This is a genomic window from Roseburia hominis (assembly GCA_040702975.1).
Classification (GTDB): domain Bacteria; phylum Bacillota; class Clostridia; order Lachnospirales; family Lachnospiraceae; genus Allocoprococcus; species Allocoprococcus hominis_A.
The window spans coordinates 1,174,630-1,201,243 of sequence record CP159990.1 but is presented as its reverse complement, the minus strand read 5'-3'; the positions used below and the strand labels follow the sequence as shown (position 1 = coordinate 1,201,243).

Below are 26,614 nucleotides of genomic sequence, written 5' to 3'. Positions count from 1 at the left end.
TCCTTATTTTACAGTTTCATAGAATTCAATAGATTTTCTTTCCAACTCAAGATCTTCCTCTGTCTGCGGTGCTCTCTTACCTGTGAGCGCTCCTGTCGGACAGACATCAAGACACAGACCACAGGAACGGCATTTGTCCATATCGACCTTCATCTCCGGGAACTCCAGTGTTCTTGCATCGTAACAGCATGCAGCCACACATTTGCCACAGGATACACATTTCTTCTTGCCGTCTTCCTTGAAAGGCTCAAAATGGAAATCCAGCTTGCTGACATACTCTTTCTTCGGGAAGTTCTTAAGAGCCGCGCGGTTAACTTCCTCGATAGAATTGTATCCGAGTTCTTTCAGTCTCTTAGAAAGGTCGTAGCACATCTTCTCTACATATTCAACACCTTTTAAGATACCTACTGTACAGATACCGGCACCCATAGCGCCTGCCATCATGTATTCGATTGCATTATCAGCACTCATGACACCGCCGGAAGCGTAAAGGTTCTTAAGATCCGGATGATTGCGGGCAATCTCTGAGTTGATGCGCATGGAAATCGGACGCATTGCCGCACCGGTCATCCAGCCGTAACCGTCAGCGCTCATAAGCTCCGGACGAGCCTTCTCGATATCGATCTTCAGTGTCGGTCCAATGGAGTCGATAGCACACAGTCCGTCAGCGCCGTGCTCCAGACATTTTCTTGCTGTGCCTACTGTATCCGGCCAGTTTCCGCTCAGCTTACAGATTACCGGAATCTTTACATGTGCCTTTGTGTAGTCCAGCATCGGAAGCAGGGTGTCCTCTGTGTAGGATACCAGCTCAATGATATGAGCTCCTGCTTTTTCCACTTCCTCCACGATTTCCATTGCCTCTCCCAGAGTGTGTCCCACACTTGCGATCACGATCGCTCCTGCCTTTACGGTCTCCGGAATCTCCTTCTCATACCACTGCTGTCTGTCAGAGTCTGCCCATTTCTCGCAGTTGATGAGGGAATCATTGTTCACGGTACCCATGTGGTGCACCGGATTGATCGCTGCCGATTTACGAATCGTTTTGGTCACGACAGCTCCGCAGCCTGCCTTAAATCCCTTGATCATTCCTTCCGCACCATAGGTCAGAGGTCCTGATGAGAGGATAAACGGGCTCTGCAGCTTGTAACCGCAGAAATCAATACTAATGTCAGCTCCTGTCAGTTTCTCTTTTTCAAACATACGCTCTCTCCTTTTCTTATATGAAATTAAATTTGTACCTTTTTTACTTCCTTCAGCTTCTGAGCCGCTTCATAGATGGCTATCGTGAGCTGCTCATAGCCGGTGCATCTGCATAAGTTTCCGGAAATAGCTCTTCGAATCTCTTCTTTTGTTGCATCCGGATTCTCATCCAATAACGCCTTCGCGCTCATGACAAATCCCGGAGTGCAGAAACCACACTGCAGTGCATGATTCTCAAGAATCGCTTCCTGTACCGGATCAAGCTTTCCATCACAGCCAACACCCTCGATCGTGGTGACTTCTCTGCCCTCCACTGTTCCGATCGGAACCAGACAGGAAGTTACCGCTTTTCCGTCCAGAATGACCGTGCAGGCTCCACATTCTCCTACTGCACACCCTTCCTTTGTCCCGGTCAGATGCAAAGTATCTCTTAAGACATCCAGAAGTCTCTCATTCGGGTATACTTCTACCGTTGATTTCACTTTATTTAACGTAAAATTCACCTTGATTTTTTCCATGCTATCTCACCGCCTTTTCTGCGATCTGCTCAAGGGCCTCTTCCACGATTCCCTCTACTGCCGGTTTTTTGTATTCTGTGGACCACCGAACTCCGGTGCGTGCTATCATTTCTTCGGATACTGCCTTTCCTGCTTCCTTCCAAAGTTCATCAGACGGCTTCTTCCCCACAAGAAGCTGTTCTGCTTTTACCACCCGATCAGGAGTCACAAAGATACAGCCCGGTGCAACTCTGGCGTAATCGATCACGCCCTCCGCATCAAATCCGAGTGCGATAGATACGTTAAGTCTTGAAATCGCCAGCGCTTTTCTTCGTCCAAGTTTTACGAACTCAGTCACTACATTTTGCGGAAGCTTCTCTACGACGAATTCCTTAAGGAATTCTCCTTCTTTTAAATCTACCTTGCCTTTGCCCACATAGAAATCACGAAGAAGCTCCTCGCGTTCTCCTTTGGGTCCATGGATGACCACTCTTGCATCCAGGGCAATCAGCGGAGTAAGCGGATCCGCTGCCGGTGAGGCATTACAGATGCTTCCGCCGATGGTTCCTCTGTTACGGATCTGCGGAGAACCTACTGTAGACGCCGCTTTTCCCAAAAACGGAATATACTTTTTCACAACATCAGAGCGTTCAAGGTCTGTATGCGTGCTAAGCGCGCCGATATGTATCTCATTTCCCTCTTCTCTGATGTATCTCATTTCTTCTTCCAGTGCCGAGATGTCCAGCATGCACTCCATGTCCTGCCATCTCTTATCCTTCTCACGGATCTGCACCATAATATCTGTACCGCCCGCAACAATACCGACTTTATCTTTGTATTTTACGAGGGTCTCACAGATTTCCTCCAAGCTCTTTGCCCTATAATAATTATATTTAAACATCTGTGCTTCCCTCCTATCTTAATTTCTTTCCAAGTAATACTGTCTCAAGATCACACGGGTTTTCCCTGACTCTTCTTCCGGTCGCATTGTATACCGCATTGGCAATCGCTGCTCCCACTGCTTCCGTCGCAGGTTCTCCAACGCTCTTCGCTCCGTAGGTTCCCGCCGGATCGTCGGATTCATAGATATTGATCTTCATCTCAGGTGCATCCACTGCTGTCGGAAGGATGTAGGAATCGAAGTTCCGTGTCTTCATCCGTCCACGGCTTGGCGCCACGTCTTCCATAATGCCGTAGCCCTGACCCATAACAATACCGCCGTAGATCTGGCCCCTGATGAGTGCCGGATTGATCGCCGTTCCCACGTCATGGCTGGCTGTTACCTTCTGTACATCCACATATCCCGTTCTCATATCTACTTCGATCTCTGCGATCACACAACCATAGGAGAAGGTTGGGAATGCTTTGCCCTGTCCTGTATGATGATCCTGATCAAGTCCTTCCGGTCTGTACCATTCATAAGCTGCCATCTGAAGTCCCGCCCAGATTGCACTTCCCGTTACGGCTTTATAATCTACGGACACTTCCGGATGCTTCTTAAGGTAGAACTTCGCATCCTTAAGTTCGATATCCTCTTCTGTGATATCATCATAGGAAAATCCTGCTTCTTCCAACGGAAGAGAATGCAGAATGATCGCATTTTTGATCATGACCTTCTTTAACTTCTCCGCTGCCTTTCTCACGGACTGTGCACCCATAACGGTTCCTCTTGATGCAACCGTCATTCCACTGTCCGCAATGGCAAAGGAGTCGATCTGCGGGAACTGCACATCCTCATAATGCACGCCGAGCGTCTCCGCCGCGATCTGTGCATAGGCTGTTTTCAGTCCCTGTCCGTTCTCAGCAAGTCCTGATGTGATGCTGACACTTCCATCTTCATTGGCAATGATCAGACAGCCTGACGCGTCCGGTGACTCTGCGCCAAGTCCGCATCCGCGGTAGCAGATTGCCATTCCGATTCCTTTTCTCTTATGTGGATCCGTCTGTTTCTTGTATTCGGCATGTTTTCTTACATAATCGGTCTCTTCTACTGTCTCGTCCATGATCTTCTGCAAAATCACATGTTCTACAGGCACGCCCGTTGTGGTAAGAGAGCCATCCTTTAAACAGTTGATTCTTCTAAGCTCTACTTCATCCATTCCCAGCTCTTCGGCAAGCTCCTCAATCAGCTGCTCCTGTCCGAAGATCAGAGAAGGTGAGCTGTAACCTCTCATGGCTCCGGAGTGGATGTTATTTGTAAACACGCCATATGTATCCGTCTTAATATTCTCAATATCATAAGGGCCGGAAGAATGAATACTTGCTCTGGAGTTCATGAACTGCGTCTGGTTATTATAGGCACCGCAGTTGTCAACCTGTTCCCCTTCAAATGCAACGATCTTACCATTCTTCATAGCTCCGATCTTATAGCGCAGCCGGAACGGATGCCGCTTTGCGCTTTCCAGGAAAGAATCCTCTCTGGTAAATACCAGCTTAACCGGCTTGCCGGTGATGTATGACAAATATGCGGCACGTGCTGCAACCAGTCCGACTCCCTCTTCTTTTCCGCCGAAGGAACCTCCCAGTACCGCCTGAACCATACGGACCTTATTGAGCGGTATTCCGATGATATCTGCAACATACCTTCTTGTGAAGAACGGGTTCTGCGCAGATGCATAGACTGTCATGAGTCCACTGTTCGGATCCGGAAATGCCAGAGCAGCTTCTGGCTCAATATAGGAATGCTCTATGTACTGTGTGCGATACTCTCTCTCGAGAATGACCTCAGCCTTGGCAAATCCCGCCTCTACATCTCCCTTTCTGATCGGATAATGGGAATCTGTAAAGATATTATTCTTATATTCCTCATGTACCAGCGGAGCCCCTTCCTTTAATGCATCGTCGATCGTATACACACCCGGAAGCTCTTCATACTCCACTTCGATTGCTGCAAGTGCATCGTCCACCAGTGATTTAGACTTAGCTGCCACCATAGCTACGCAATCGCCGACATACCGAATGTGATCCGTCAGATACATGTAGCCTGCCCAGCTTCTCTTCTTCCTGATGTCCTCAAACGTTACAACTGCTTCGACACCCTCAATGGCTCTTGCCTTTGCAGCGTCAATCTTCACCACTTTAGCGCTGGAGTATGGGCTTCTTAATACCCCTGCGTAAAGCATTCCCTCTTTATACATATCGCCTGCATAAAGAGACTTGCCTGTCACCTTCTCCACGCCGTCGATCCTCGGCTTAGAGCAGTGAATCTCACGAAATTCTTCTCTTCTTACTTCTGCCATCACTATCCCCTTTCTTTTACATTCCAGAACTTTTCCGTTACTTCCTGAAGGCGTTTCTTTGTCGCCTCCTTATCTATCGTTACGATCTGACCATCTTTTTTCAGCTGTTTCCCGTTTACAAATACATGTTTTACATTCTCCGGGTTCGTGAACAGCACAAGCTGGTCATATACGTTCCGTTCATTGACAGGTGTCGGCTGGTCGAGGCTTACTGTGATCACATCCGCAAGGCCGCCTTCTTTCAGCGCGCCCGCTTCTTCAAGTCCTACTGCCTTCGCTCCCATGGACGTCGCCATCTTATACACCAATTCTGCCGGCATAACCTGCGGATCCTGCTGGTTTGCCTTATGCATCAGGAAGGCGCCTCTCATGACTTCGAAGAAGTTATTCACATAGCCGTCCGTTCCAAGTCCTACTGTCATGCCCCTGTCCATCATCTTCGTGATCGGAGCAAAACCGCCGCCGACTTCACAGTTGGATATCGGCATGGATACTGCTTTTACGCCGTGCGCGGCAAGAATATCAAGTTCCCTGTCAGATACCTGTACCACCTGGGAAGCAAGTACATTCTCATCTAAATATCCCAGCTCTTCGTAAATCTCGACTGGAGTTTTCCCATATTCTTTCTGACACCAGTTCGGTTCGAACACGCTCTCGCTCAAATGCATATGCGTCATACAGTGATTTTCGTCTGACATCTGTTTTGCCTTCTTCACGAAGTCCTTGGAGCAGGTGAACAAGGTATGGATGCTGTTGATTCCCTGTACGAGAGCGCCGACCTTATTGTGTTCCTTCACAAAATTGATATTTTCCTCAAGACCAAGCTTAGCATTCTCCGGACTCTTTCTCTCACATGCTTCAAAAGAAAGGAACCCGCGAAGCCCTGCCTCTTCCACGACCTTCCGTTCTACCTCCAGCGCGCCCGGTATGGAATTCGGCCCTTCCAGGATATCTACAAATGAGGTAACCCCGCTTTCGATCATCTCCACACACGCCCACCTGGTCGTAGCCTCCACAAGCTCATGATTCAATCTGTCCTCCACGTAAGGCCACCAGAAGTCGTCCAGAAAGCTCTCGAATTCTGTCACCATCGCATCTGCCGTAATTCCATGGGACAAAAATCCATACATGTGATTGTGACCATTGACAAATCCCGGAAGAATAATCTGCCCTCCTGCGTCCACCACCTGGTCACCGTCTTCCGACCTCAGTTCTTCATTGGGAGCGACCTGGGTGATCCTGCCGTCTTCCATTCGGAGACCATAGTCCCGTTTCAGGCCTTCCGGAGTCATAAGATATGACCCTTTGAGTATTGTTGCTGCCATCTTTCTTTCCCTCCTGTGATAAAATATTTCCTAAAAAAAGCAGAGCCCAACAACCTTTATTCGAAGGTTGCCAAACTCTGCTAATACCTCAAGATGCTATATATTCGGCTTTCCGTGGAGTAAAAAAAGGAGCCATCGGCCTTTGTGAAAGGTCGACAAACTCCTTTGAAGTTCATTCCTTATTTCTCGTTTCCTGTTGTTATTATTATAACATTTTTCTATATTATGTCAAGATTTTTTCTATAATTTGTATAAAAATTATAATTCTATTCTTGAATCCAACAATCCTACACTATTTCCAGCAAAACATCAATGATACCGCCGCATACCATCCCATCCTCTTCGGCAAATCTTCCGGTAAGATCCACATTGCATAACCTGGGTCTTCTCTCGCCCTCCCGAATCATCACAAGCGCCTGTCTTAAAATCTCCGCCTCCACACAGCCGCCTCCGATTGTTCCGATGCAGGTCCCGTCCGGCAATACCAGCATCTTGGTCCCGGTTCCGCGCGGCGCGGCACCCTTCTTTGCGACAATGGTCGCAAGAATCTTCGGTTCCTTTTCCGTCTCTTCATTCAGGATCCCCTTTAGAATCTCCTTCGGGTATCCGCCTGAGCGCCGGCATTTATTTTTGACCTCAATGATTTCCGCCATGATTGCGACCGCGATCTCTTCCGGAGTCTCGGCCCCGATGCGAAGTCCGATCGGCGTATAGACCTTTGCTATCACATCCGGATTGGCGCCATGCTCCAGTACGCTCTCTTTCACAACAGCGACCCTCTTCTTACTTCCGATCATTCCAATATAGGCATGCTGCTTTTTCGCAATGCTTTCCAGGCATGCCTGATCATAGCGGTGTCCTCTTGTCACGATCACAAAATAGGTTTCCAGATCGCCCTCTATCCTCTTAAGTCCTTCTTCAAAGGACTCGCAAATCACTTCATTAGCTCCCGCACGTCTTGCATTGTCCGCAAATTTCGGCCGATCCTCCAGTACAGTCACATGGAAGCCTGTCATCCGGCCCATCTGGATCACCGGAATGGACACATGTCCGCCCCCGCAGATTACCAGCTTCTTCTCGCTTCCCAAAAGTTCACAGAACACGCGGGTTCCTTCAAACTCCTTCAGGCAGTTGTCTGTCAGTGCCGCAATTTCTTCTCTGTGTTCGGAAAAGAATCCTCCCTGCACAGATTCCCATACCAAACTTCCGTCACTTGCCAGCGCCTTCTGTCCAAGTGCCTCGCCCTCCAGTACCGTCAGCGCCATATTAAGACGATTCGGATTCATCTCTTCTACGATATGATAAAAATCGGTCATCTAGCTTACTCCCTTCTTCTTACTCAAATACCTCTTCTGTTACCCTTCCGTTCGTATCCGCCCTGTCTGCTTCCTCTTTTGCTTATTTACCTGTACTTTGCCTGCGTCGGCGATTACCGCGCCGATTCACATGCGCTCATTCCCCCGTACCTGCTTATAATATTATAAAAAATCTCTTCCTGTTTCAGCTCTCCGCGTACCATTTTATACATATTTTTGCTTTCTGCCTGTGCCTGATGAAAAAGAATCGCTTCCAGCACGCCGCCGCCGATTGCCCGCGCCTTGTCGGAAACCGTATAGCAATGCTCCTTCACGCACCGTGCATCGATATCGCCGCACTTTAACCCTGTAGTCACATGCACGCCCGGCTGAAGCATTCCTCTTACCATACCGGGCATCAGGGCGTATACCGGACTGTTCCCACTGTATGCGATGATCTGCCCCTTTTCTACAAGGTCTCCGATCGACACCAGCGGAGTGAACATGCCGTCTCCGGTCGCCTTGACCAGACGCTCGATCGAATAGCCGCCGATCTCACCGGGAATCCCTGTGTTCGGTATTGCACTTCCCTCGTGAATCACTCTTCCAAGATAATGTCCCCGCTTCGTCTCCACGACCAGATGGCAGTCCTCTCCTGCCGTAAATCCCGGGCCGACTCCAATCACAAGCTCCGCATCCGAAATGGACGTACCCAGATTCCGTTTTGCAAGAATTGCATCCACCACAACGTCCGGGCGATACGCCCCCATATATTTCACATCCGGATCAACGATAACCGCAATCTGTCTCTTTCCAAGTATCTCTTCAATCTCTTCCGGTCCATGCGCAAGTCTTCCTGTAATTCCCTCCACGACCGCCGTCTCTTCATAGACTGCCCTGGAAAATGCCACTGTCCTGCGGACAGTGAGCGGAACCTTGATCTCCGTCATGATAATCTGAAAACCGCACGTATGCAGCCTACATGCAATTCCTGTAGCCAGGTCTCCTGCTCCTTTAATCAATACGCGCATCTCATACCACTCTCTTTCCGTATAAAAGCAAAAAAGTCTGACAGCCTTTCTTAAAAGGTTGCCAAACTTCTCACTTCGGTTTTCTAGCTTCTGGATTAATGGTACAAAAATTTTTTCCATTTGTCAACATATTTTGTATTGACAAATTCCCATCTTTGACAGTAAAAATCCGTAGATTGCTGTAAAATCAAGCTTTCTACGGATTTTTTTGTTGTTCAAAATGTAGCTATATATTATTACTTTTTCTTCTTTGAGGCTCGTATTATTTTCCTCATATTTACATCAGTTATGATTTGATAATCGGTACGGAATCCGGCTGTTTCGTGTAGTCTGTCCGTCAGATCCGTCCTTGTATAAACGGGTGTGTACCCCAGTTTCTCACCGGGGCGGGCCATCATCATGTTCTTTAAAGTATCTATGATTTCCTCACATGTATAGGCTTCTTTGAGTTCCTTTTCCAGAATCCTGTAGATAACAAGTGCTATAAAACAAGTGATGAAATGGGCACGGATATGGTCTTCTGTCTGAAGGTATACGGGGCGGGCCCTGAATTCCGTTTTCATGACCCGGAAACATTCTTCAATCTCCCAGCGCTTCTTGTTGATTCTTACGATCTCTTCTACACTCATATCATCCAGGTTCGTGCATACAGCATAGAAACCATCATAACGTTCTTCTTCCCGGATTGCATCTGTATTAAGATACACGATCTCTTCTGAGCAGACTTCTCCATCTTTGGTTGCTTTCTCTCTGGAGATAAATCTGTGCGGGTCATTCTGGTTCTTGGGACGCTGTTTATACTTCCCATCATTAATAAGCTGCTGTGCACGCTCGACCTGCCCGTTCCGGATCTTCCTCTGATAAGCTTTATATTTTGGAGAAAAAGAAACGACCAGATGTTGTTCTAATGGCTGGGCTCCTTTTTTGATCTTCCGTTGGGAGAGGTCCTCTTTGATCCAGCGATCCTTATAAAAAATGTTTTTATAATTCTTTGCTTCATCGATCTCGTTGAGATTAAAGGTTTCATCAGAACCTGGCAGGTGCCATCCGTCTGGATCAAGTGCAAAATCCTTGAGATAGTCAGGCAGCTGTTTTATGGATTGTATGGTAATAAAACTACGGAGCTGTACACCATTAATCTTTCTGTCATTGAACTTCCGGTTTGTCTTGGAAGAAAGCCCTGCATCTGTACAGACGATGATCTGGTCAAGTCCGTAATCGCGGAGTACTTTTTGCTCCAGTGGTTTCAAAGTGGGCTGTTCATTTTTGTTTCCGGGATAAATATCGAAGGCCAGCGGAATGCCGTCGTGATCCATGAACAGTCCCATACCAACGATAGGGAGGGGCTGGTGCTGTTTGGATTTTCCATAGCGGCGCAGATCATCTGCCTCTTCAATCTCAAAGAAGTAATTCGTACAGTCATAATAAAGGACATCTTTCCTGCGTTCGCAGACCTTCTGGCTGTTTTTATAAAGCTGTGCCTGTATAAGATCATTTTCTTCCGAAAGGACAGAAAGGGTCCTGTAGATGTCATGCAGTTCGAATGTGGGCTGCTCAATAAATTTCGTGGCCTGTCTGTTGGAGGACAGTTTTGAAGATGGATAAAGAATTCTTGTATAAATAAGCTTCGAAAGGACATCATTCAAATCATAAGCAAAAGAATGACGGGAGGAAATATCCCTGCATATTTTGTCCAGCCCCAAACTATAATAAATGTTCTGCAGGAAGAGATAACCGCAGTTAAAAAGCTTCTGTTCATTTTTCTTCAGGAGCTTTGAAGGAGAATAGCTGATAAGGATTTCTTTGTTCTCATCATACTCTTTGCGATTTAATTCATTGACATACTCCTGTGCCCATACATAGGGATCCTTACCACCGGCTTTTGCGGTGACTTCTGTCAGGTTGCCAAGTTTTTCAACTGTGACAGTGGTCACACGGCCATCTGGTTTTCGGATTGTTTTCTGTACATAAAAGGATGCAGAATTTTTCGATTTGCTTACTGTAAGTTTCATGGCAAACACCTCCTAATCCTTATTATACCACATATAGCTACAAATAGCCACAACAAAACGAATAAGATTTGACAAAAAAATACAGGCTTTATGGGGCCTGCAAGTACTTTTTCCATTATTTAACTGTCAAACTCCCGAGCCTACATGCAATTCCTGTAGCCAGGTCTCCTGCTCCTTTAATCAATACGCGCATCTCATACCACTCTCTTTCCGTATAAAAGCAAAAAAGTCTGACAGCCTTTCTTAAAAGGTTGCCAAACTTCTCACTTCGGTTTTCTAGCTTCTGGATTAATGGTACAAAAATTTTTTCCATTTGTCAACATATTTTGTATTGACAAATTCAATTTTTCCATGTACTCTATAGATAGACAAGAGTTTGTCGACCTTTTGCGAAAGGCCGATAAACTCTTATTTTTTTCGACACACTTATATTTGAGAGGAGAAATTGACATGGAACAGATCAAATGGGTCAAAAACACGCTTCCGAAAACAGAAGACAAGAATCTTCGTTATCTTTCCCCGGAAGAGTCCAAAAAAGTACGCGCCTTCCACGAGAGTTTTCCGCAGTACTGCCGGACACCTCTTGTGAAGCTGGATAAGATGGCGGCTCATCTTGGCCTTAAGAACGTCTTCATCAAGGACGAATCTTATCGTTTTGAGCTGAACGCCTTCAAGGTACTGGGCGGCTCTTATGCCATTGCCAAGTACATTGCCAGCAAATTGGACAAGGACGTAAGCGAACTTCCTTATGCCGTCCTGACCTCAGAGAAACTGAGAGAGGAATTAGGACCGGTAACATTCTTTACAGCAACAGACGGCAACCATGGACGCGGAGTTGCATGGGCAGCAAACAGATTAAAACAGAACTGTGTAATCTATATGCCGATCGGAACGACACAGACTCGTCTGGATCACGTTTTAAGAGAGAATGCGAAAGCAACTATCGAGGATCTGAACTACGATGACTGTGTACGTAAGGCTGCTGCGGAAGCAGATGCGACGCCAAATGGCGTTATCGTTCAGGATACTGCATGGGATGGCTATGAGGAGATTCCGACCTGGATTATGCAGGGTTACGGAACCATGGCTTATGAAGCTGACGAGCAGTTAGGCGAGTATGGCTGCGAAAGACCGACACACATCTTCATCCAGGCCGGCGTAGGTTCTCTTGCCGGAGCAGTGCAGGGATATTTCGCAAACCGTTACGCCGGAAATGAGCCGACCGTTGTTATCGTAGAGTCCTCTGTCGCTGCATGTCTCTATAAGAGCGCTTCTGCCGGAGACGGCGAGATCCGTACTGTAGACGGCGATATGCTCACACTGATGAACGGTCTTGCATGCGGCGAGCCGAGTACTATCTCCTGGGATATCTTACGCAATCACGTAGATACCTTCGTATCCTGTCCTGACTGGGTAACAGCAAAAGGAATGCGTGTACTTGCAGCACCGATCAAAGGCGACACTCCGGTTACGGCAGGCGAATCCGGAGCTGTAACAATGGGACTTCTCTACAACCTGATGACCAATGACGATTACAAAGAATTAAGAGAAGCACTGAAGTTAGATGAAAATTCCCAGGTACTGTTATTCTCTACAGAGGGCGACACTGACCCGGGACGTTACAAATCCATCGTTTGGGATGGCAAAGATTCATTATAAACCATAAATACATACGAAAAGGAGAATCATTATGTTAAAAGTAGTTAGCACAGACAAGGCTCCGGCAGCAATCGGACCTTACTCACAGGCAATAGTAGTTGGCGACTTCCTCTTCTCTTCCGGACAGATTCCGTTAGATGCAGTAAGTGGCGAAGTTGTCGGAACAACGATCGAAGAGCAGGCTGAGCAGGTAATGAAGAACATCTCTGCAGTCCTTGCTGATCAGGGCATCGCATTTACCGATGTTATTAAAACAACCTGTTTCCTCGCTGATATGGGAGATTTCGCGAAATTTAACGAGATCTATGCCAAATATTTCACAGGAAACCCGGCACGTTCCTGCGTAGCTGTAAAACAGCTTCCGAAGAATGTGTTATGCGAAGTTGAGTTTATTGCTTCCTTAAAATAATCTTTAGATATACAACCCCCCTTCATCATATTTAATATATAAAAAAGCTGTACTGCCATTAGTATTTCCCTCCGGCAGTACAGCTTTTCTCCTTTTTATCAAGTAACCTGCTCGTCATTTACCGCTTTCCCTGAGTCTTCTCCGGAAACCGTACACAGATGCGAAGTCTCCCCTCCTCATATCCCGCAACAATCGTTCCCTCCATCTGTTCCACCAAAGTCCGTGCAATCGCAAGCCCCAGTCCCGTCGATTTTCTGGCCGCCTCCACCGTATAAAACCGGTCGAACAGCCTGCCCACCTGAACCTCATTCAGCCCTAAAGCCATGTTGGAAAACGTAATCTCTCCATTTTCCGACAAAATGATATCCAAATCTCCATCACTGTACTTCATTGCATTATTTATGAGATTGGCGAACACGCGCGCCAGGGCAGACCGGTCAAGCTCCCGCACCACCTTCGCATCGGGAAGACAGATATTCGGCGTGATTTCCCGCTCTTTTAAGGCCGCATAGAACACGGCCACACTCTCCTCCAGAACCTCATTTAAGATGACCGGTTCCCTGATCGTGTCCTCCTGCGTCGAGGTGACCACCGAATAGCGGAACAGTTCCTCCGTAAGCTGCGTAAGCGCCTCCGTCCGGTTCCGGATAATCGAAACGTACCGGGACGCTTCCTCTGATTTTTCTTCCTGCTCAAGCATATCCAGATACCCGCAGATTGCCGTCAGGGGAGTTCGCAGATCATGCGAAATATTCGTGACTGCATTTTTCAATTCCCCATCTCCCTGCTGAAAACGCTGGCGCTCTCTTCGCAGCCTTCGGAGTTCCACATTGATTGCCGACGCCAGCTTCCTCATATATTTATCGCTGCCGGAAATATCAATCAAAGTGTTGGTATCGGTCATCAGCCTGTCTGCAAAAGCTTCTTCAATCTCCTCTGCCGATTTCCTCATCAGATATATTTTCCCGAGCAATATAAGAATCACCAGGACCAATATAACGATCACGGCCAATGACCACCTCAACATAACTGACTCCTCCTCGTAAAAATACCGGATTTATTTTATATTCTTTCTGCGGAAAAAGACTGTTCCGCAGGCAGTCGTCACAATGATAATAGAAAGCGAATACCACGGTAACCGCTCCGGATGTTCCGGATTCTGAGTCGATATCTGCCTCATCTGGCATCCCGGGAGAAAATCCCACAAGAATTCATAGACTTTTCTCTTCGTCCCGGTAAGATAACGCGGATTCTTCCGGCTCTCAACGTGCTCTTCCCTGTTTTCTCCCTCGTCATCCGTATAAGAGACCGTATATTCATCCGTATACTCCGGCTCAGCCAGGCTCGACCAAATCATCATCGCACTCACGAGCAGGAGGAGCGAAATAAGAATGGCCGCGACACAGTTGCTTGCCTTGCTGTGGATCAACATGCTCATAAGCAGGAACAGCGCACAAATAGCCGCCAGCGTTATAATGCTCAAAAGCCCCAGAAATAAAAGCGTTGATACCGGCATTTCCAGATTCCCCACAAGCGGGAACCCAATCACTACTATTACCCCGATATTGGCAAGATGCATCATGAGCAGTGCCGCCATACATACGACGAAATTGGAGAAATAGATGGAAAGCCTGGTTCTCCCGACAATAATCTTGTTGCGAATCGTACCGTCACTATACTCCGTCCCAACGAACAGACCAATAAAGACCGCTGCGACAATCGGCATAAAGATACAATTCGAAAAAAGTACATTATCAATATGCGGGTGATAATCCTTAATCGTCATCATGTCGCGATACTTCGTCATCGTAGCGGTAACCCCCATCCCAAAGGTAAATGCCATACCGGCCCAGAATGCCTTTGTCTTCCAAAGTCTTGCGAAATCCGCTCTTAACAGCTTACTCATTCTTTCCACCTCCCACAAGACTCACATAGAAGCTCTCCAGACTTTCGTCCCGCTCCTGCATAGAGAGAATCTCACAATTGTCTTTTGCCAGTTCTGCCGCCATTTGGGAAACCTTAACTTTGGCAAATACGTCCGCCACCGTATCAGAATAAATCTGATACTCTGTATGGTTTCTGTCCAACACGCGGGCCAGAACCTTCGTATCGCTCACTTCCATACGAACGCACTTGCGGCAGGCATTTTCCAGCTCAGACGCACTCATCTCTTTTACGATATGCCCGTTATCAATAAATCCGTAATATGTGGCAAGCCTGGATAATTCGTCCAGAATGTGACTGGATATCAAAACGGTGATCTGTCTCTCGCGATTAAGTTTTAAGATCAGTTCCCGCATCTCGATGATTCCCTGCGGGTCCAGCCCGTTCACCGGCTCATCCAGCACCAGAAAATCCGGGTCTCCGACCAGCGCTATGGCGATTCCCAACCTCTGACGCATACCAAGAGAAAAATGCTTCGCCTTCTTCTTTCCGGTATCTTCCAGTCCCACCAGTTTCAAAATATTCTCCAGACCATCAAAAGAGGGAAGCCCCAGAATACGGTATTGTTGTTTCAGATTATCCGCCGCCGTCATATCCAGATAGACAGACGGAGTCTCCACAACTGCTCCCATTCTGCGGCGGGATCTTGCGATATCCTTATCCGTATTTTTCTTTCCGTACAAGATATAATCGCCTGACGTGGGCTCCTGAAGCCCGCAAATCAGGCGAATTAAAGTTGTCTTGCCAGCACCATTCTTCCCAACAAATCCATAGATTGATCCCTTGGGAACATTCATAGACAGTCCGCCGAGCGCTTTAAAATGTCCATACGTCTTGCCCAAAGCGTTCGTTTTGAGAACATACTCCATAGAATGTAACCTCCTTTTTTCTTGATGCTGACATTCTACAATATTTTTACTAGCAAAATGGTTAAGAAAACCGTTGAGAAATGGTTGAGATTTCTCATCACAAGGACGCTTCTTCTCTCATCTTAAATCCGATTCCCCACACAGCCTCAATGTAATCCTTCCCTCCTGCCTCACGTAGCTTTCCCCGCAAATGACTGATGTGCGTTTTCAGGGAACTCTCCGTACAGTCCGGCGTATCCGCACTAATCTGATACAATAGCTGGGATTTGGTAAGTACCTGTGAAGGATTTTGCATCAGTAGTTTTAAAATGGCAAATTCTGTCCGTGTCAGTCTGATTTCCCGACCTTTAAGCGTTACCCGGTACCTGTCCATATCCAGTGCGATATCTGCAAAGGTCAGTGTCCGGCTCTGCCTGGAAGCCGGCGAGGTGCGAAGCTGCACGGCGATGCGGGCCAGCAGTTCCTTCATGTCAAAAGGCTTCGTGACATAATCTACCGCACCGCCCAGCAGCAATTCTACTTTATGATCCACTTCAGCTTTGGCGCTGATGATGATGACAGGAATCCCTCTAATCTGTCCCAGCACCTCTTCTCCCGCAAGCCCCGGCAGCATCAGATCCAGCAAAATAAGGTCCGGCCGCATCCGATCGAGAACCAGAATGGCCTCCGTCCCGGAGTACGCTCGGGAAATGCAGTAGCCTTCTTTCCCGAGCGTCTCTTCCAGCATATTTCCAATATGCATATCATCATCGACAATTAAAATGTGTTTCAAATTATTTCTCTCCATCTATACTAAGCGCTTTTTCAGCAAACAACTGCATCTCGGAGATTGTTTTCCAATAAACCTCTCCCGCTCCTCTGTCATGCGCGCCTTTTGCCAGCACACGGAGCAGCACCGGGTTATCACTCTGATTAAGCTCCTGCATCCTCGCAGCGAATTTCTTCCCATGATACGGCGGTACATTATTATCACACTCGCCCGTCTGAATGTAGATTGCGGGATAAGAAACCTCCCTCACATTGTGATACGGAGAATAGCTCAGCATATACTCGAACATTTCTTTACTTTCCTTTGGATTGCCGTATTCTGTGATATACATCGGTCCCCGGTCGTCTTCCACAAAATGAATCATATCCGTATGTGGAACCGAATCGATGACGCACCCGAACAGGTCCGGCCGCATCGTCACAAGCGCAGACATCAAAAGGCCGCCGTTGGACAGACCTGAAATCACAAATTTCTCCGGCTTTGTCCAGCCGTCCCGAATCAACTGCTCTGCGATTCCGATAAAGTCGTAGTAACAGTTCTTTTTCTTATCCATCATGCCTTCTTCATGCCATGCGACGCCATATTCACTGCCGCCACGGATAGAGCCAAGCACGAACACTCCTCCTCTTTGGGCCCATGCAGCAATATCCAGATTCGCCACGTGTTCCTTTGACGCCGGGCGCTCAGACGAATTGTATCCTCCATAGGCGTACATCCAAAGCGGATTGTTCCCGTCTAATGGAATTCCTTTTTTATATACGATAAAGTAGGGAATCATCTTTCCGTCTTCCACGGAAGCTGCCCTTCTCTGCTCCACAACAAGATCAGTATGCGTCTCCTCCGACGTGCGCCAGATCACATCTATCCCCTCATGGTTCAGCCCTAAAACAACCGGCTTATCCAGAAATGTCTCAAATTTAAGATAGACCTGTTCCTTTGCCTTACCTATGTACTCCAAAGTTCCCATCGTATCCGGGAGCACGACCACCTCTTCTTTACCCTCGTTGATGCGGACCAGCTCCGAACAAACATCTTTCATATACAAAAGGTGCAGTGTCTCCTCAAACACAAAACCATTTTCAATAACTTTATTTTGCTCCGGGCACACTACCTTCGCACTGCTGATGTCCTGCCCCTGCTCTACGGCAAGCACCCGTCCATTTGGCGCATCTTCCCTGGAAATAAAATAGTGGACATCTTTGATCGTATCTATGTACGTCATTTGCAGTGCATCGCTCTCATTGACAAAGGAAATGGTGTCATCATCTTCTGCGTACACAAGAAAACGGGAGTGCGAGTAATCCTGCATCATATCGATCACACAATATTTATTATCCGAACTGATCGCCGGATTGCCAATGATGGTTCTCTTATCGCCCTCGTATATACATCTGGTCGTATCGGAGGGTGCGTGATAGGCATACACTTTTGTAAGGGTAGTCTGCGCCTCCACATCGGTCTCGGTCGCTGCATAATAAACGATTTCTTTCTGCCCGGACCAGATACCATAAAATACGTCTGTGATCTGATTCAGGATTTTTCGGGATACGCAGTCGATCACCATAAGAGTCATTCTGGCTTCCCCTTCCCGAATACCGGACACAAGAATCAGGTCCTGATTTGCCGGGCAGGCCTTTAACTCAAAGGGTAAAAATAACGGAATATCATTCCGCTTTAACACAAGTTTTTCATCCTGCATCTGCTGATCCATGGAGACGATCTTGTAATCTCCGTCCTCGACCACCGTCGCTGCCAGCCTGTCCTTCCACGGGTTGATCATCATATAGACAGGTTTGGTCTTCTGGCTTTTCAACTCCGCAATCTTATCTTCCAGCTCCCTGGCGTCGAACCATGCATCTGTAAATTCATTCTGACTCTGCACCCAGGAAAGCACCTCCGGGCTCTTCGCTTCCCGCAGCCACCGATAGGGATCTTCCAGCTTATGCCCGAAATATTCCTCCGTATATTCGGTCTTTTTTGTCTCTGGATAGTGATAGTTTTTCATTGTTCTTTCCTCCTTCGTTTATCCAAAATTCCGCACCTTAAACTCACGCTCAGCCTCGCGTTTCTGATCTTTCTTCGCGATGTCATCACGTTTGTCATAGAGCTTCTTCCCTTTTGCAAGCCCAATCTCTACCTTGACCAGGCTTCCGCTGAAATACACCTTAAGCGGCACGACCGCCATTCCTTTTTCCTTGGTCTTACCGAGAAGTTTGTTGATCTCAGCTTTATGAAGCAGGAGCTTACGCACCCTGAGCGGATCTTTATTAAAAATATTCCCCTTTTCATATGGGCTGATGTGCATACCATAGATATACACTTCTCCATTTTCGATACGAATAAAAGACTCTTTAATACTGCATTTTCCCATACGCAAAGACTTTACCTCTGTGCCTGCCAGCGAAATGCCTGCTTCGTATGTGTCTAGTATAAAGAAATCATGGTATGCTTTTTTGTTGTTCGCAATTAATTTGCCCTGCGTCTTTGCCATATCAATGCCTCCATTTTCTATGATATCAATTCAAAATCTATCGTGCGGCTTAATGTATCGCAGCCAATCACCCGCACCCTGACCTTCTGCCCCAGCTTATACGTTCTGTGAGTGTGGGCGCCAATCATCTGATACCGGACCTCATCGTAATCATAGTGATCGTCCATCATATTTGCCACATGCACCAGACCTTCCACCGTATTGGAAAGCTCCACATAGATTCCCCACTTGGTAATTCCCGAGATGACTCCCTCGAACTCTTCCCCGTAAAACTGCCTCATATACTGCACTTTTTTCAGTTTGACCGTCTCGCGTTCGGCCTCGTCCGCCCTGCGTTCAAGACTGCTTGCCTGTTTGGTGACTTCAGGCAGGATTCGGGCGTAATGCTCCCGCCGCTTTTCACCAAGACGCCCCCGCAGATTATCCTTGATGATCCGGTGAATCTGCAGATCGGGATACCGCCTGATCGGCGAGGTAAAATGTGTATAGTAACGGGTTGCAAGCCCAAAATGTCCGTCGTTATCCGGCGTATATTTCGCCTGCTTCATAGAACGTAAGGTCAGCCTGGAAATCATGGCCTCCTCCTGGCTTCCCTCTATCTTGTCCAGAAGCTTCTGCACTTCCTTCGGGCGAATCTCCTGCCCTTTCGGCACATGAATCGTGTAGCCAAAATTCTGTATAAATGTGACGAGTTTCTTCATCTTCTCTTCGTCGGGGGCTTCATGAACCCGGTATACAAACGGAATCTCCTGCCAGAAATATTCTTCTGCCACCGTTTCATTTGCCAGAAGCATAAAATCCTCAATAATACGGGTCGCCACATTTCTATCGTAGGCTTTAATCTCCAGCGGACCTCCTTCTTCGTCCAATACCAGCTTCGCCTCCGGGAAATCAAAATCGATTGCTCCTCTTTTATGCCGTTTTGCCCGCAGAATGGCCGATAATTCTTCCATGAGTTCAAACATCGGCACCAGCTTTTCATAACGCCGCATCTCCTCGGGATCATGCTCGGCGAGAATCCTTTTGACGCTGGTATAGCTCATGCGCTCGTCCACCCGGACCACCGTCTCGGCAATCTGATGATCTTTTACATTTCCATTTGCATCAATGCGCATGATACAGCTGAGAGCCAGCCTGTCTTCCCCTGCATTCAGCGAACACATTCCGTTAGACAGAATATGGGGAAGCATGGGAATCACGCGGTCCGCAAGGTAAACGCTGGTCCCGCGCTTTAGGGCCTCCCGGTCAAGCGCACTGTTCTCCTGCACATAATTGGTCACGTCCGCAATGTGCACACCGAGGATATAATCGTCCTGTTCTCTGGTCAACGTAATCGCATCGTCCAGATCTTTGGCGTCCTCCCCGTCAATGGTGACCGTCTGCCAGGCGCGGATATCCTTTCTGCCGGCCATGTCCGCCATGCTTACCGGCTTTGCCACTCTCTCAGCCTGATTTAGCACCTTCTCCGGGAATTCGGTCGGAAGGTCGTAGCCTTTTACAATCGACAAAATGTCGACTCCCGGATCATTTACATGACCCAGAATCTCCACAATCTTTCCTTCCGGTTTCTTATTTTCATTCCCGTAAGAGGTCAGCTCCACTACGACCTTATGCCCCGTGACCGCACCCTTTGACTGCTCCGCCGGGACGAAGATATCCTGAAGAAACCGGGCGTTATCAGGTACGACAAACCCGTAATTCTTCCGGCTCTGATAATATCCCACCAACTGCCTGGTGCCGCGGGTAAGTATCCTTGCGATCTTCCCTTCCCGTCGTCTTCCTGATGGGGAGCCGGTGAGGATCACTTCCACCTCATCGCCCTGCATGGCTCCGCCTAAGTCCTCCTCTGAGATGAAGATATCCTCCGCTTCTCCCTCTACGGTAACGAACCCAAAGCCTCTTGCATTGGCCTGGAAAATGCCCCGAAGCTGCCTGGCTTCTCCTTTGACATACTTTCCTTTCTGAGTGACGTGGACCTTTCCTTCGCGCTCCAAATCGTCCATGATCTTACGAAGTTCGTTCTTTTCCTCTCTCGGAACCTGCAGAACGATCGCGAGTTCTTTGAACTTCATGGGAACATAGCAGGAATCACAGATAAATTCATATATGATTTTTTTACGTTTTTCAAATAGTTCGTCCATATTTAATCTCCCGTTAACTGCTTCCGTATACTTTGGAAGCAATGAGTTGTGCGCTTAATAATGAAGATGAAAATTCACTGAGCCTCCGTTCAGACATACTGCGTAAGGCAAAAAAGAACACCCTATATATAATATAGAGTGTTCCTCATTTTCATACAATCATGCGTTATGCAAATACTTTCAGATTCAATGCTGCTGCTAATACGATGAAAAGTACGGCCAGAAACTTGGTGGACTTTACAAGCGCACCTTCCATTGAGCGTCCTTTATTCTGTCCCCAATAGCTGTCGGCTCCGCCAGCGATGGTTCCAAGACCTGCGGACTTACCTTCCTGAAGTAATACGATTATTGTCAATGCGATACAATCTATTGCAAATAAAATTAATAATACTGTTTTTAAGATCTCCATTTTTACACCTCCTGATGAATAACATGATTATTTTAGCATATGTTTGGGGGATTAGCAAGAGATTTTTTTGAAAAAAAGGGGGGACGCAGAAGAGAGGGAGGGGGCGGAGGGGTGGCTGGCAGGGAAGGCGAAGGTTAAGCGGAGGGCTCGGAGAATCCGTGCCGTATATGTTAGTGCCCGGGGCAGGAGGTCCAATGACCGACTACCCCGGACACTTACATATACGTGCACTAGTCGCAGAGCCCGGAGCGTCTGAGCCTCCCTGCCAGCCACCCCTCCGCCCCCTCCCTCTCTTCTGCTGAGTATTGGTTGAATTTTTAGTTTTCTGCTGGATATGGAGTTAGTTTCTTAAAAATCTTAAGAATTCTGACCGGAATCTTTAGAAAATCTTCATGGAGTATTGGTGGGGTTCTTAGGTTTTGATGGGTAGAATGAGGGTAGTTAAAGCGAAGGGCTTTTGGTGCTGCGTTTGGTTAGGTGTTATGATCAGGAGTCTTGGCTTTGTAGTTTGGAATACTGTGCGAGGAGGTTGGACTTATGAGATTTTTGGCTTTGGGTATTCAGAATGGGACGAATATTAATGTTTGGAATAGATATGTGGACGAAAGTGACGAGGTGCGGGAAGACGGCGTGCTGAGGTGTGGATATTCGGGGTGTTCTCTTTTGCTTCAGTTTTTTGTATTTTCGTTTGTGGGCTGGAGCTGGGAGGTGCTTCTGCATGTGGTAATGGATCATTCATTTGTGAACCGCGGAACTATGTTTGGGCCGTGGCTTCCGATTTATGGGAGCGGCGGGGTATTGATTCTTTTGGTTCTGAACCGTTTAAAGTTGCAGCCCGGCAAGTTGTTTGGTGCGATTATGCTGCTCTGTGGAACGGTGGAATATGGTACGGCTGTTTTTCTGGAAACCGTTTTTCATGCGAGCTGGTGGGATTATAGTGATATGATGTTCCAGATTCAGGGGCGGGTCTGCCTGGCGGGGCTTCTGATTTTTGGCGTGGGCGGTTGTTTTATCGTCTATGTGGCTGCACCCTGGCTTGACAGGAAAATAGGGGAGATGCCGACGTGGACAAGGCACGGACTTGGCGTGCTTTTGGCAAGTATATTTCTTATGGATATGCTCTATTCGGCAGTGTATCCGAATATGGGCGCGGGAATTACATTTTAATCAAAGAATCAGGGGATTCTCCTGAAATAAAACAGATTTATTTTAAACATATAGAATCCGAATAATATTGATGTCCATAATTTATACCCAAGGGCATCCCGTATGGCCATTCGGCCGTTTCACAAGGTATACCCAAGGGCATCCCGTATGGCCATTCGGCCGTTTCACAAGGTATAAATAATCCCGATGAACTATAAAATTGATTGCAAAATATAGTAAATACTTTATTATCCTACCTTTTTTTCCTGTATTTTATATGTTATATTTATAGTATGAAAAATGGGAGGAAGAAAATATGAACTTTTTAAGTATTTTTGATGTCATCGGACCGAATATGATCGGGCCGTCAAGTTCCCACACGGCCGGAGCCTGCTCCATGGCGCTGATGGCGCGCAGGCTTTGTAAGGAGCCGATCTGCAAGGTCGTATTCACCCTCTATGGCTCCTTTGCAAAAACGTATCACGGCCATGGTACGGACCGGGCTCTTTTGGGCGGTATTCTTGGATTTGGTACGGACGACGCGCGCATTCGGGACGCATTTGAACTGGCAAAAGAATTTGGCGTGGAATACGAGTTTGTGATCGACGAAAAAACGATTACGGATCACCCAAATACCGCGGACATCGCCATGACGGGCGTGAACGGCTATGAGTTGACGGTGCGGGGAGAATCGATCGGGGGCGGCAAGATCAAGATCGTGCGGATCGGTAATATCGACGTGGAATTTACCGGAGAATACAGTACCCTTATCATCAAGCAGAACGATACCCCGGGAATCGTTGCGCATATCAGTCAGTGTCTCAGCAACCAGAATGTAAATATCGCATTCATGCGCCTGTTCCGTGAGGACAAGGGTGCGACGGCGTATACCGTAGTGGAATCCGATGAATTGATTCCCGAAAGTATTCTTGCCGAGATCAAGAGGAATCCAAACGTGCATGAGATCATGCTGGTTCAGGTATAGGAGGTGAAGGCAGTGGATTTTAGAAATGGACAGGAATTATTGGAATTATGCGAGAAGAAGCAGATGACGATCTCACAGGTCATGAAAGAGCGTGAAATCACCTGCGGTACTTTGACCGATAAGGAGATCATGGAGAAACTAAAAACGGTGCTTTCCATCATGAAGGCTGCCGTAAATGAACCGCTTACTCACCCCAAAAAGTCCAACGGCGGACTGATCGGCGGCGAAGCCAAGAAGGTATCTGATTTCGGAAATACATCAAGAAGCATTTGCGGCTCTTTGTTAAATAAAGCGATTTCTTACAGTATGGCAGTTCTGGAAGTCAATGCTTCCATGGGTCTTATCGTGGCAGCTCCGACTGCCGGTTCTTCCGGTGTGATTCCTGGAGTGCTTCTGGCCCTCCAGGAAGAGAAATTATATTCGGACGAGCTGCTCTATGACGCCTTGTTAAATGCTTCGGCTATCGGCTATCTTCTGATGCGCAATGCTTCGGTATCCGGAGCGGAGGCCGGCTGCCAGGCCGAGGTGGGCGCTGCTTCTGCCATGGCTGCCAGTGCGGTCGTCGAGATGATGGGCGGAACTCCGCAGATGTGTCTTCAGGCAGCAAGTATCGCCATCTCCAATCTTCTTGGAATGGTATGCGACCCCATCGCCGGACTTGTGGAAGCTCCCTGTCAGGCGCGTAACTCGATTGGCGCGGCAAATGCGATCACCTGCGCGGAGCTGGCTCTCGCAGGGGTAACTCACCCAATTCCATTTGATGAGATGTCCGACGCAATGCTGCGGGTCGGAAAGAGTATTCCGTTTGAACTAAGAGAGACCGCCATGGGTGGCTGCGCGGGAACCCCGACGGGCTGCTCACTTGGTTGTGGAATGTGCAGCTAACCTCTGTAGTTCACATTTTTTATATGAGAATGTTGTATATCCAAAATAAAGAGAGATGCTATCGTATTCGCATACGTTCATCTCTCTTTTCGTTGCCATGCATACCTGAAATAAGGTCCAGTGGACCTTATTTTGGTTTCACCTAATACACCAGCCGCGACCCATTAAGTTTAATCACCCTGTCAATCCGATTCACCGACGACATCTGGTAAGAATACGCCGCCGACTCAAACAAAGCATAGATATCATTTCCATTCTGGTAGATCTGCTCCAGCCTCTCCGGGAAGCGTATAGTCTTATACGCCTCGGACGTGGACAGGATTCCATAACGCGAATAGTTAAATACCTGCACTTCCGAAGGCATGATCCCGTATGACCGGGTCAGAAGAATCTTATTATTATAAAATGCCATTCCCTGCACTTTCCCGGAAATCACCTGCATACTGACGGCACAGGCCACCGGGTCGGTCACGCCGACTGTACGTTTCAGGTTCATATCCGCTTTCTCATACAGGGTCCCGTCCGCGTTGATCAGATATTTTTCAATGATACTGGCGTCGTCCTGGGTAAAAAATCCTACAAACAGCGCACCGTCATGGTATGTCATAAAAGAAGCCCGCTTCATGCGGTACAGATTATAAGACATATCAAATTTCAGGGGTTCACATGCTTCATCAAAATCATATGTTTCAAGGTGCGCAAGCGTGATGGCATTTGCCTGAGCCCAGGTAGAGCCCTGTCCGGTCACCCACAGGTTTTGATTCATTGTATCATAAGCCAGCCCACCCACATGGGCCCGGGTATTCAGCACGATCTCCTTCAGGAACCTGCCCGTCTCTTTATCAAGCATATAAATCACGGAATTGTGCGCTTTCGTCTTACAGTATGCACTGATCAGCACGTAATCCTCCGTGATGGCAAGGCCCTGTGGGGTCATGGAAGTGCAAACCTGGGCCTCCCCGGATTCCTTCGCCCGGAGGGTCCTGGTCGCTTTCAGACCCGGAACCACATAGGTCCCGTAATCCTTCTCCTTCTCACGTCCCTCACACGCATATTTATACACCGTTTTATTCCGTTTCATGGTCTTTAAATGCTGTTCCATCGTATAAAGCGGATCAGTATTCGTCCTGGTAAGTTCTGTCTCCGGCTCAATCTGAGCACGGTACTGAAACGCGTAATACCAATACCCGCCTCCCATGAGCGCAAGAATCAAAAGGAAACAGATCCTGCGGCGCCATTTCCGGAATTTTCCCGCAACCTTCCCCTGTTTTTTCCCGTCTCCTCCTTGCTCGGCGGCTTCCAAAGCCGTATGATCTTTCTGCCTTCTCTTACTCATTTTTGCCTGTTTCTTTTCTGTATTCTTTCTGTGTAGTAAAGCCACGTCCTTTCACCTCATTTACATGGCCGATAATCATGAATGCATTGGGGTCTACCTCCTGAACCAACTGATTCAGCTTTACCAGTTCACGGTTACTCACCACTGTCATAAGCATCTTCTGCTCTTCTCTTAAGTACCCCGTCTGCGTATAGATCAGAGTCGTACCTCTATCCAGTTTTTCCTGAATCAAATGATTCAATTCCTCATATTTCTCAGAAACGATGCTCACCTGCGTTTTAGAAAGTCCCAGAAGCATAACCTTATCCAGCACGACCGTATAGATCATGACCAGCAGAATACCATATATGATCTGCTCCGTATTGGAAAACAACATCTGTGCGATCAGAATGGTAAAATCAAACACATATAGCATAACCGATACCGGAAGACCGAATTTTTTATTCAACACCAGCGGCGGAATATCCATACCACCGGTAGAGGCACCCGCACGAATCACGATCCCGATGGCAAATCCGATCATCAAACCGCTGCAGATCGTGGAGAGCATTCTGTCACTGGTAATCGTCTCCAGTACCGGAAAACGCTCGAACACGCCAAGAATAATCGGATAATAGAATGTGCTGACCAATGTAGTAAGTGCAAATTTTTTTCCCAGCACCGCTGCGCCAAGCACGAACATGACGGTATTAAATATCAAAACAAACGTATGGACCGGAAGGCCGAAAAAATGCTCTACCGCCAGCGCGATTCCCGTCGTTCCTCCTGTAATCATACCACTGGGAAGGATAAATACGACTACCCCTAATGCGTAAATAGTATTTCCCAAAAGCACCATAAACAGGTTCTTCAAATTGAACTCCTTCATTTCCTTTGTTCTCCCTTCAATGATTCTCATACCGTAGAAATTTCACCTATTTTAGTATACTCGCGCAGGGCAGGAAGAACAAGGATTTTTTTCACAGACTTCAC

Annotated in this window: 23 protein-coding genes; 5 read left to right on the top strand and 18 right to left on the bottom strand. The window is 47.5% G+C overall.

Going from position 1 to position 26,614, the window contains the following annotated elements; translation table 11 throughout:
* Positions 1–3: 3 nt before the first annotated feature.
* From ABXS75_05585 to ABXS75_05550, 8 genes are all read right to left on the bottom strand, one after another.
* The gene (locus tag ABXS75_05585) at positions 4–1,200 is read right to left on the bottom strand and encodes a 4Fe-4S binding protein (protein ID XCP86276.1); all 1,197 of its coding nucleotides are present in this window, start codon (positions 1,198–1,200) and stop codon (positions 4–6) included.
* 26 nt (positions 1,201–1,226) lie between these two features.
* Positions 1,227–1,718, bottom strand: coding sequence for a (2Fe-2S)-binding protein (locus ABXS75_05580; GenBank protein ID XCP86275.1), 492 nt, complete (start codon positions 1,716–1,718; stop codon positions 1,227–1,229).
* A 1-nt stretch (position 1,719) separates the two neighbouring features.
* Positions 1,720–2,598, bottom strand: a complete 879-nt coding sequence (locus ABXS75_05575; GenBank protein XCP86274.1) for a xanthine dehydrogenase family protein subunit M — start codon at positions 2,596–2,598, stop codon at positions 1,720–1,722.
* 13 nt (positions 2,599–2,611) lie between these two features.
* Positions 2,612–4,936 carry a xanthine dehydrogenase family protein molybdopterin-binding subunit gene (locus ABXS75_05570; GenBank protein ID XCP86273.1) on the bottom strand — a complete coding sequence of 775 codons (2,325 nt, stop codon included), beginning with the start codon at positions 4,934–4,936 and terminating at the stop codon, positions 2,612–2,614.
* Positions 4,937–4,938: 2 nt separating this feature from the next.
* Entirely contained in the window at positions 4,939–6,261 is a 1,323-nt protein-coding gene (locus ABXS75_05565) for an amidohydrolase (protein XCP86272.1), read from the bottom strand.
* 287 nt (positions 6,262–6,548) lie between these two features.
* The gene (locus ABXS75_05560; GenBank protein XCP86271.1) at positions 6,549–7,577 is read right to left on the bottom strand and encodes an XdhC/CoxI family protein; all 1,029 of its coding nucleotides are present in this window, start codon (positions 7,575–7,577) and stop codon (positions 6,549–6,551) included.
* A 113-nt stretch (positions 7,578–7,690) separates the two neighbouring features.
* Positions 7,691–8,587, bottom strand: coding sequence for a selenium-dependent molybdenum cofactor biosynthesis protein YqeB (gene yqeB, locus ABXS75_05555; GenBank protein XCP86270.1), 897 nt, complete (start codon positions 8,585–8,587; stop codon positions 7,691–7,693).
* A gap of 236 nt (positions 8,588–8,823) precedes the next feature.
* On the bottom strand, positions 8,824–10,599 hold the full coding sequence (locus ABXS75_05550; protein ID XCP86269.1) for an IS1634 family transposase: 1,776 nt from the start codon (positions 10,597–10,599) through the stop codon (positions 8,824–8,826).
* A gap of 450 nt (positions 10,600–11,049) precedes the next feature.
* On the opposite strand from ABXS75_05550, the gene dpaL reads away from it, so the two are divergent.
* Together dpaL and ABXS75_05540 are read left to right on the top strand one after the other, a co-directional pair.
* Positions 11,050–12,258, top strand: a complete 1,209-nt coding sequence (gene dpaL / locus ABXS75_05545) for a diaminopropionate ammonia-lyase (GenBank protein XCP86268.1) — start codon at positions 11,050–11,052, stop codon at positions 12,256–12,258.
* 31 nt (positions 12,259–12,289) lie between these two features.
* Complete coding sequence (locus ABXS75_05540; GenBank protein ID XCP86267.1) at positions 12,290–12,667, top strand: RidA family protein; 378 nt, start codon at positions 12,290–12,292, stop codon at positions 12,665–12,667.
* Positions 12,668–12,785: 118 nt separating this feature from the next.
* Here ABXS75_05540 and ABXS75_05535 read toward each other — a convergent pair whose 3' ends face one another.
* The 8 genes from ABXS75_05535 to secG form a co-directional block, all read right to left on the bottom strand.
* Complete coding sequence (locus tag ABXS75_05535) at positions 12,786–13,694, bottom strand: HAMP domain-containing sensor histidine kinase (protein ID XCP86266.1); 909 nt, start codon at positions 13,692–13,694, stop codon at positions 12,786–12,788.
* 30 nt (positions 13,695–13,724) lie between these two features.
* Positions 13,725–14,573, bottom strand: coding sequence for an ABC transporter permease subunit (locus tag ABXS75_05530; GenBank protein ID XCP86265.1), 849 nt, complete (start codon positions 14,571–14,573; stop codon positions 13,725–13,727).
* Complete coding sequence (locus ABXS75_05525; protein XCP86264.1) at positions 14,566–15,480, bottom strand: ABC transporter ATP-binding protein; 915 nt, start codon at positions 15,478–15,480, stop codon at positions 14,566–14,568. Before ABXS75_05525 ends, ABXS75_05530 begins: the two co-directional genes overlap by 8 nt.
* Positions 15,481–15,577: 97 nt before the next feature.
* Entirely contained in the window at positions 15,578–16,252 is a 675-nt protein-coding gene (locus ABXS75_05520; protein XCP86263.1) for a response regulator transcription factor, read from the bottom strand.
* Position 16,253: 1 nt separating this feature from the next.
* Complete coding sequence (locus ABXS75_05515) at positions 16,254–18,254, bottom strand: prolyl oligopeptidase family serine peptidase (protein XCP86262.1); 2,001 nt, start codon at positions 18,252–18,254, stop codon at positions 16,254–16,256.
* An 18-nt stretch (positions 18,255–18,272) separates the two neighbouring features.
* On the bottom strand, positions 18,273–18,740 hold the full coding sequence (gene smpB / locus ABXS75_05510; protein ID XCP86261.1) for an SsrA-binding protein SmpB: 468 nt from the start codon (positions 18,738–18,740) through the stop codon (positions 18,273–18,275).
* Between the two features lie 17 nt (positions 18,741–18,757).
* The gene (rnr, locus tag ABXS75_05505) at positions 18,758–20,881 is read right to left on the bottom strand and encodes a ribonuclease R (protein XCP86260.1); all 2,124 of its coding nucleotides are present in this window, start codon (positions 20,879–20,881) and stop codon (positions 18,758–18,760) included.
* 166 nt (positions 20,882–21,047) lie between these two features.
* A complete protein-coding gene (gene secG, locus ABXS75_05500; protein XCP86259.1) occupies positions 21,048–21,290 on the bottom strand; it encodes a preprotein translocase subunit SecG in 243 nt (80 codons plus the stop codon).
* 537 nt (positions 21,291–21,827) lie between these two features.
* Between secG and ABXS75_05495 the strand changes: the two genes are divergently transcribed.
* From ABXS75_05495 to sdaAA, 3 genes are all read left to right on the top strand, one after another.
* On the top strand, positions 21,828–22,457 hold the full coding sequence (locus ABXS75_05495; protein XCP86258.1) for a putative ABC transporter permease: 630 nt from the start codon (positions 21,828–21,830) through the stop codon (positions 22,455–22,457).
* 295 nt (positions 22,458–22,752) lie between these two features.
* The gene (gene sdaAB / locus ABXS75_05490; GenBank protein ID XCP86257.1) at positions 22,753–23,421 is read left to right on the top strand and encodes an L-serine ammonia-lyase, iron-sulfur-dependent subunit beta; all 669 of its coding nucleotides are present in this window, start codon (positions 22,753–22,755) and stop codon (positions 23,419–23,421) included.
* A 12-nt stretch (positions 23,422–23,433) separates the two neighbouring features.
* Positions 23,434–24,306: an L-serine ammonia-lyase, iron-sulfur-dependent, subunit alpha gene (gene sdaAA / locus ABXS75_05485; protein ID XCP86256.1), complete on the top strand. Its 873-nt coding sequence runs from the start codon at positions 23,434–23,436 to the stop codon at positions 24,304–24,306.
* A gap of 142 nt (positions 24,307–24,448) precedes the next feature.
* Here the strand turns inward: sdaAA and ABXS75_05480 are convergent, their stop codons facing one another.
* Positions 24,449–25,642 carry a hypothetical protein gene (locus tag ABXS75_05480; protein XCP86255.1) on the bottom strand — a complete coding sequence of 398 codons (1,194 nt, stop codon included), beginning with the start codon at positions 25,640–25,642 and terminating at the stop codon, positions 24,449–24,451.
* Positions 25,635–26,510 carry a YitT family protein gene (locus ABXS75_05475; GenBank protein XCP87090.1) on the bottom strand — a complete coding sequence of 292 codons (876 nt, stop codon included), beginning with the start codon at positions 26,508–26,510 and terminating at the stop codon, positions 25,635–25,637. The genes ABXS75_05480 and ABXS75_05475 overlap by 8 nt, the downstream gene beginning before the upstream one ends.
* Positions 26,511–26,614: the final 104 nt, after the last annotated feature.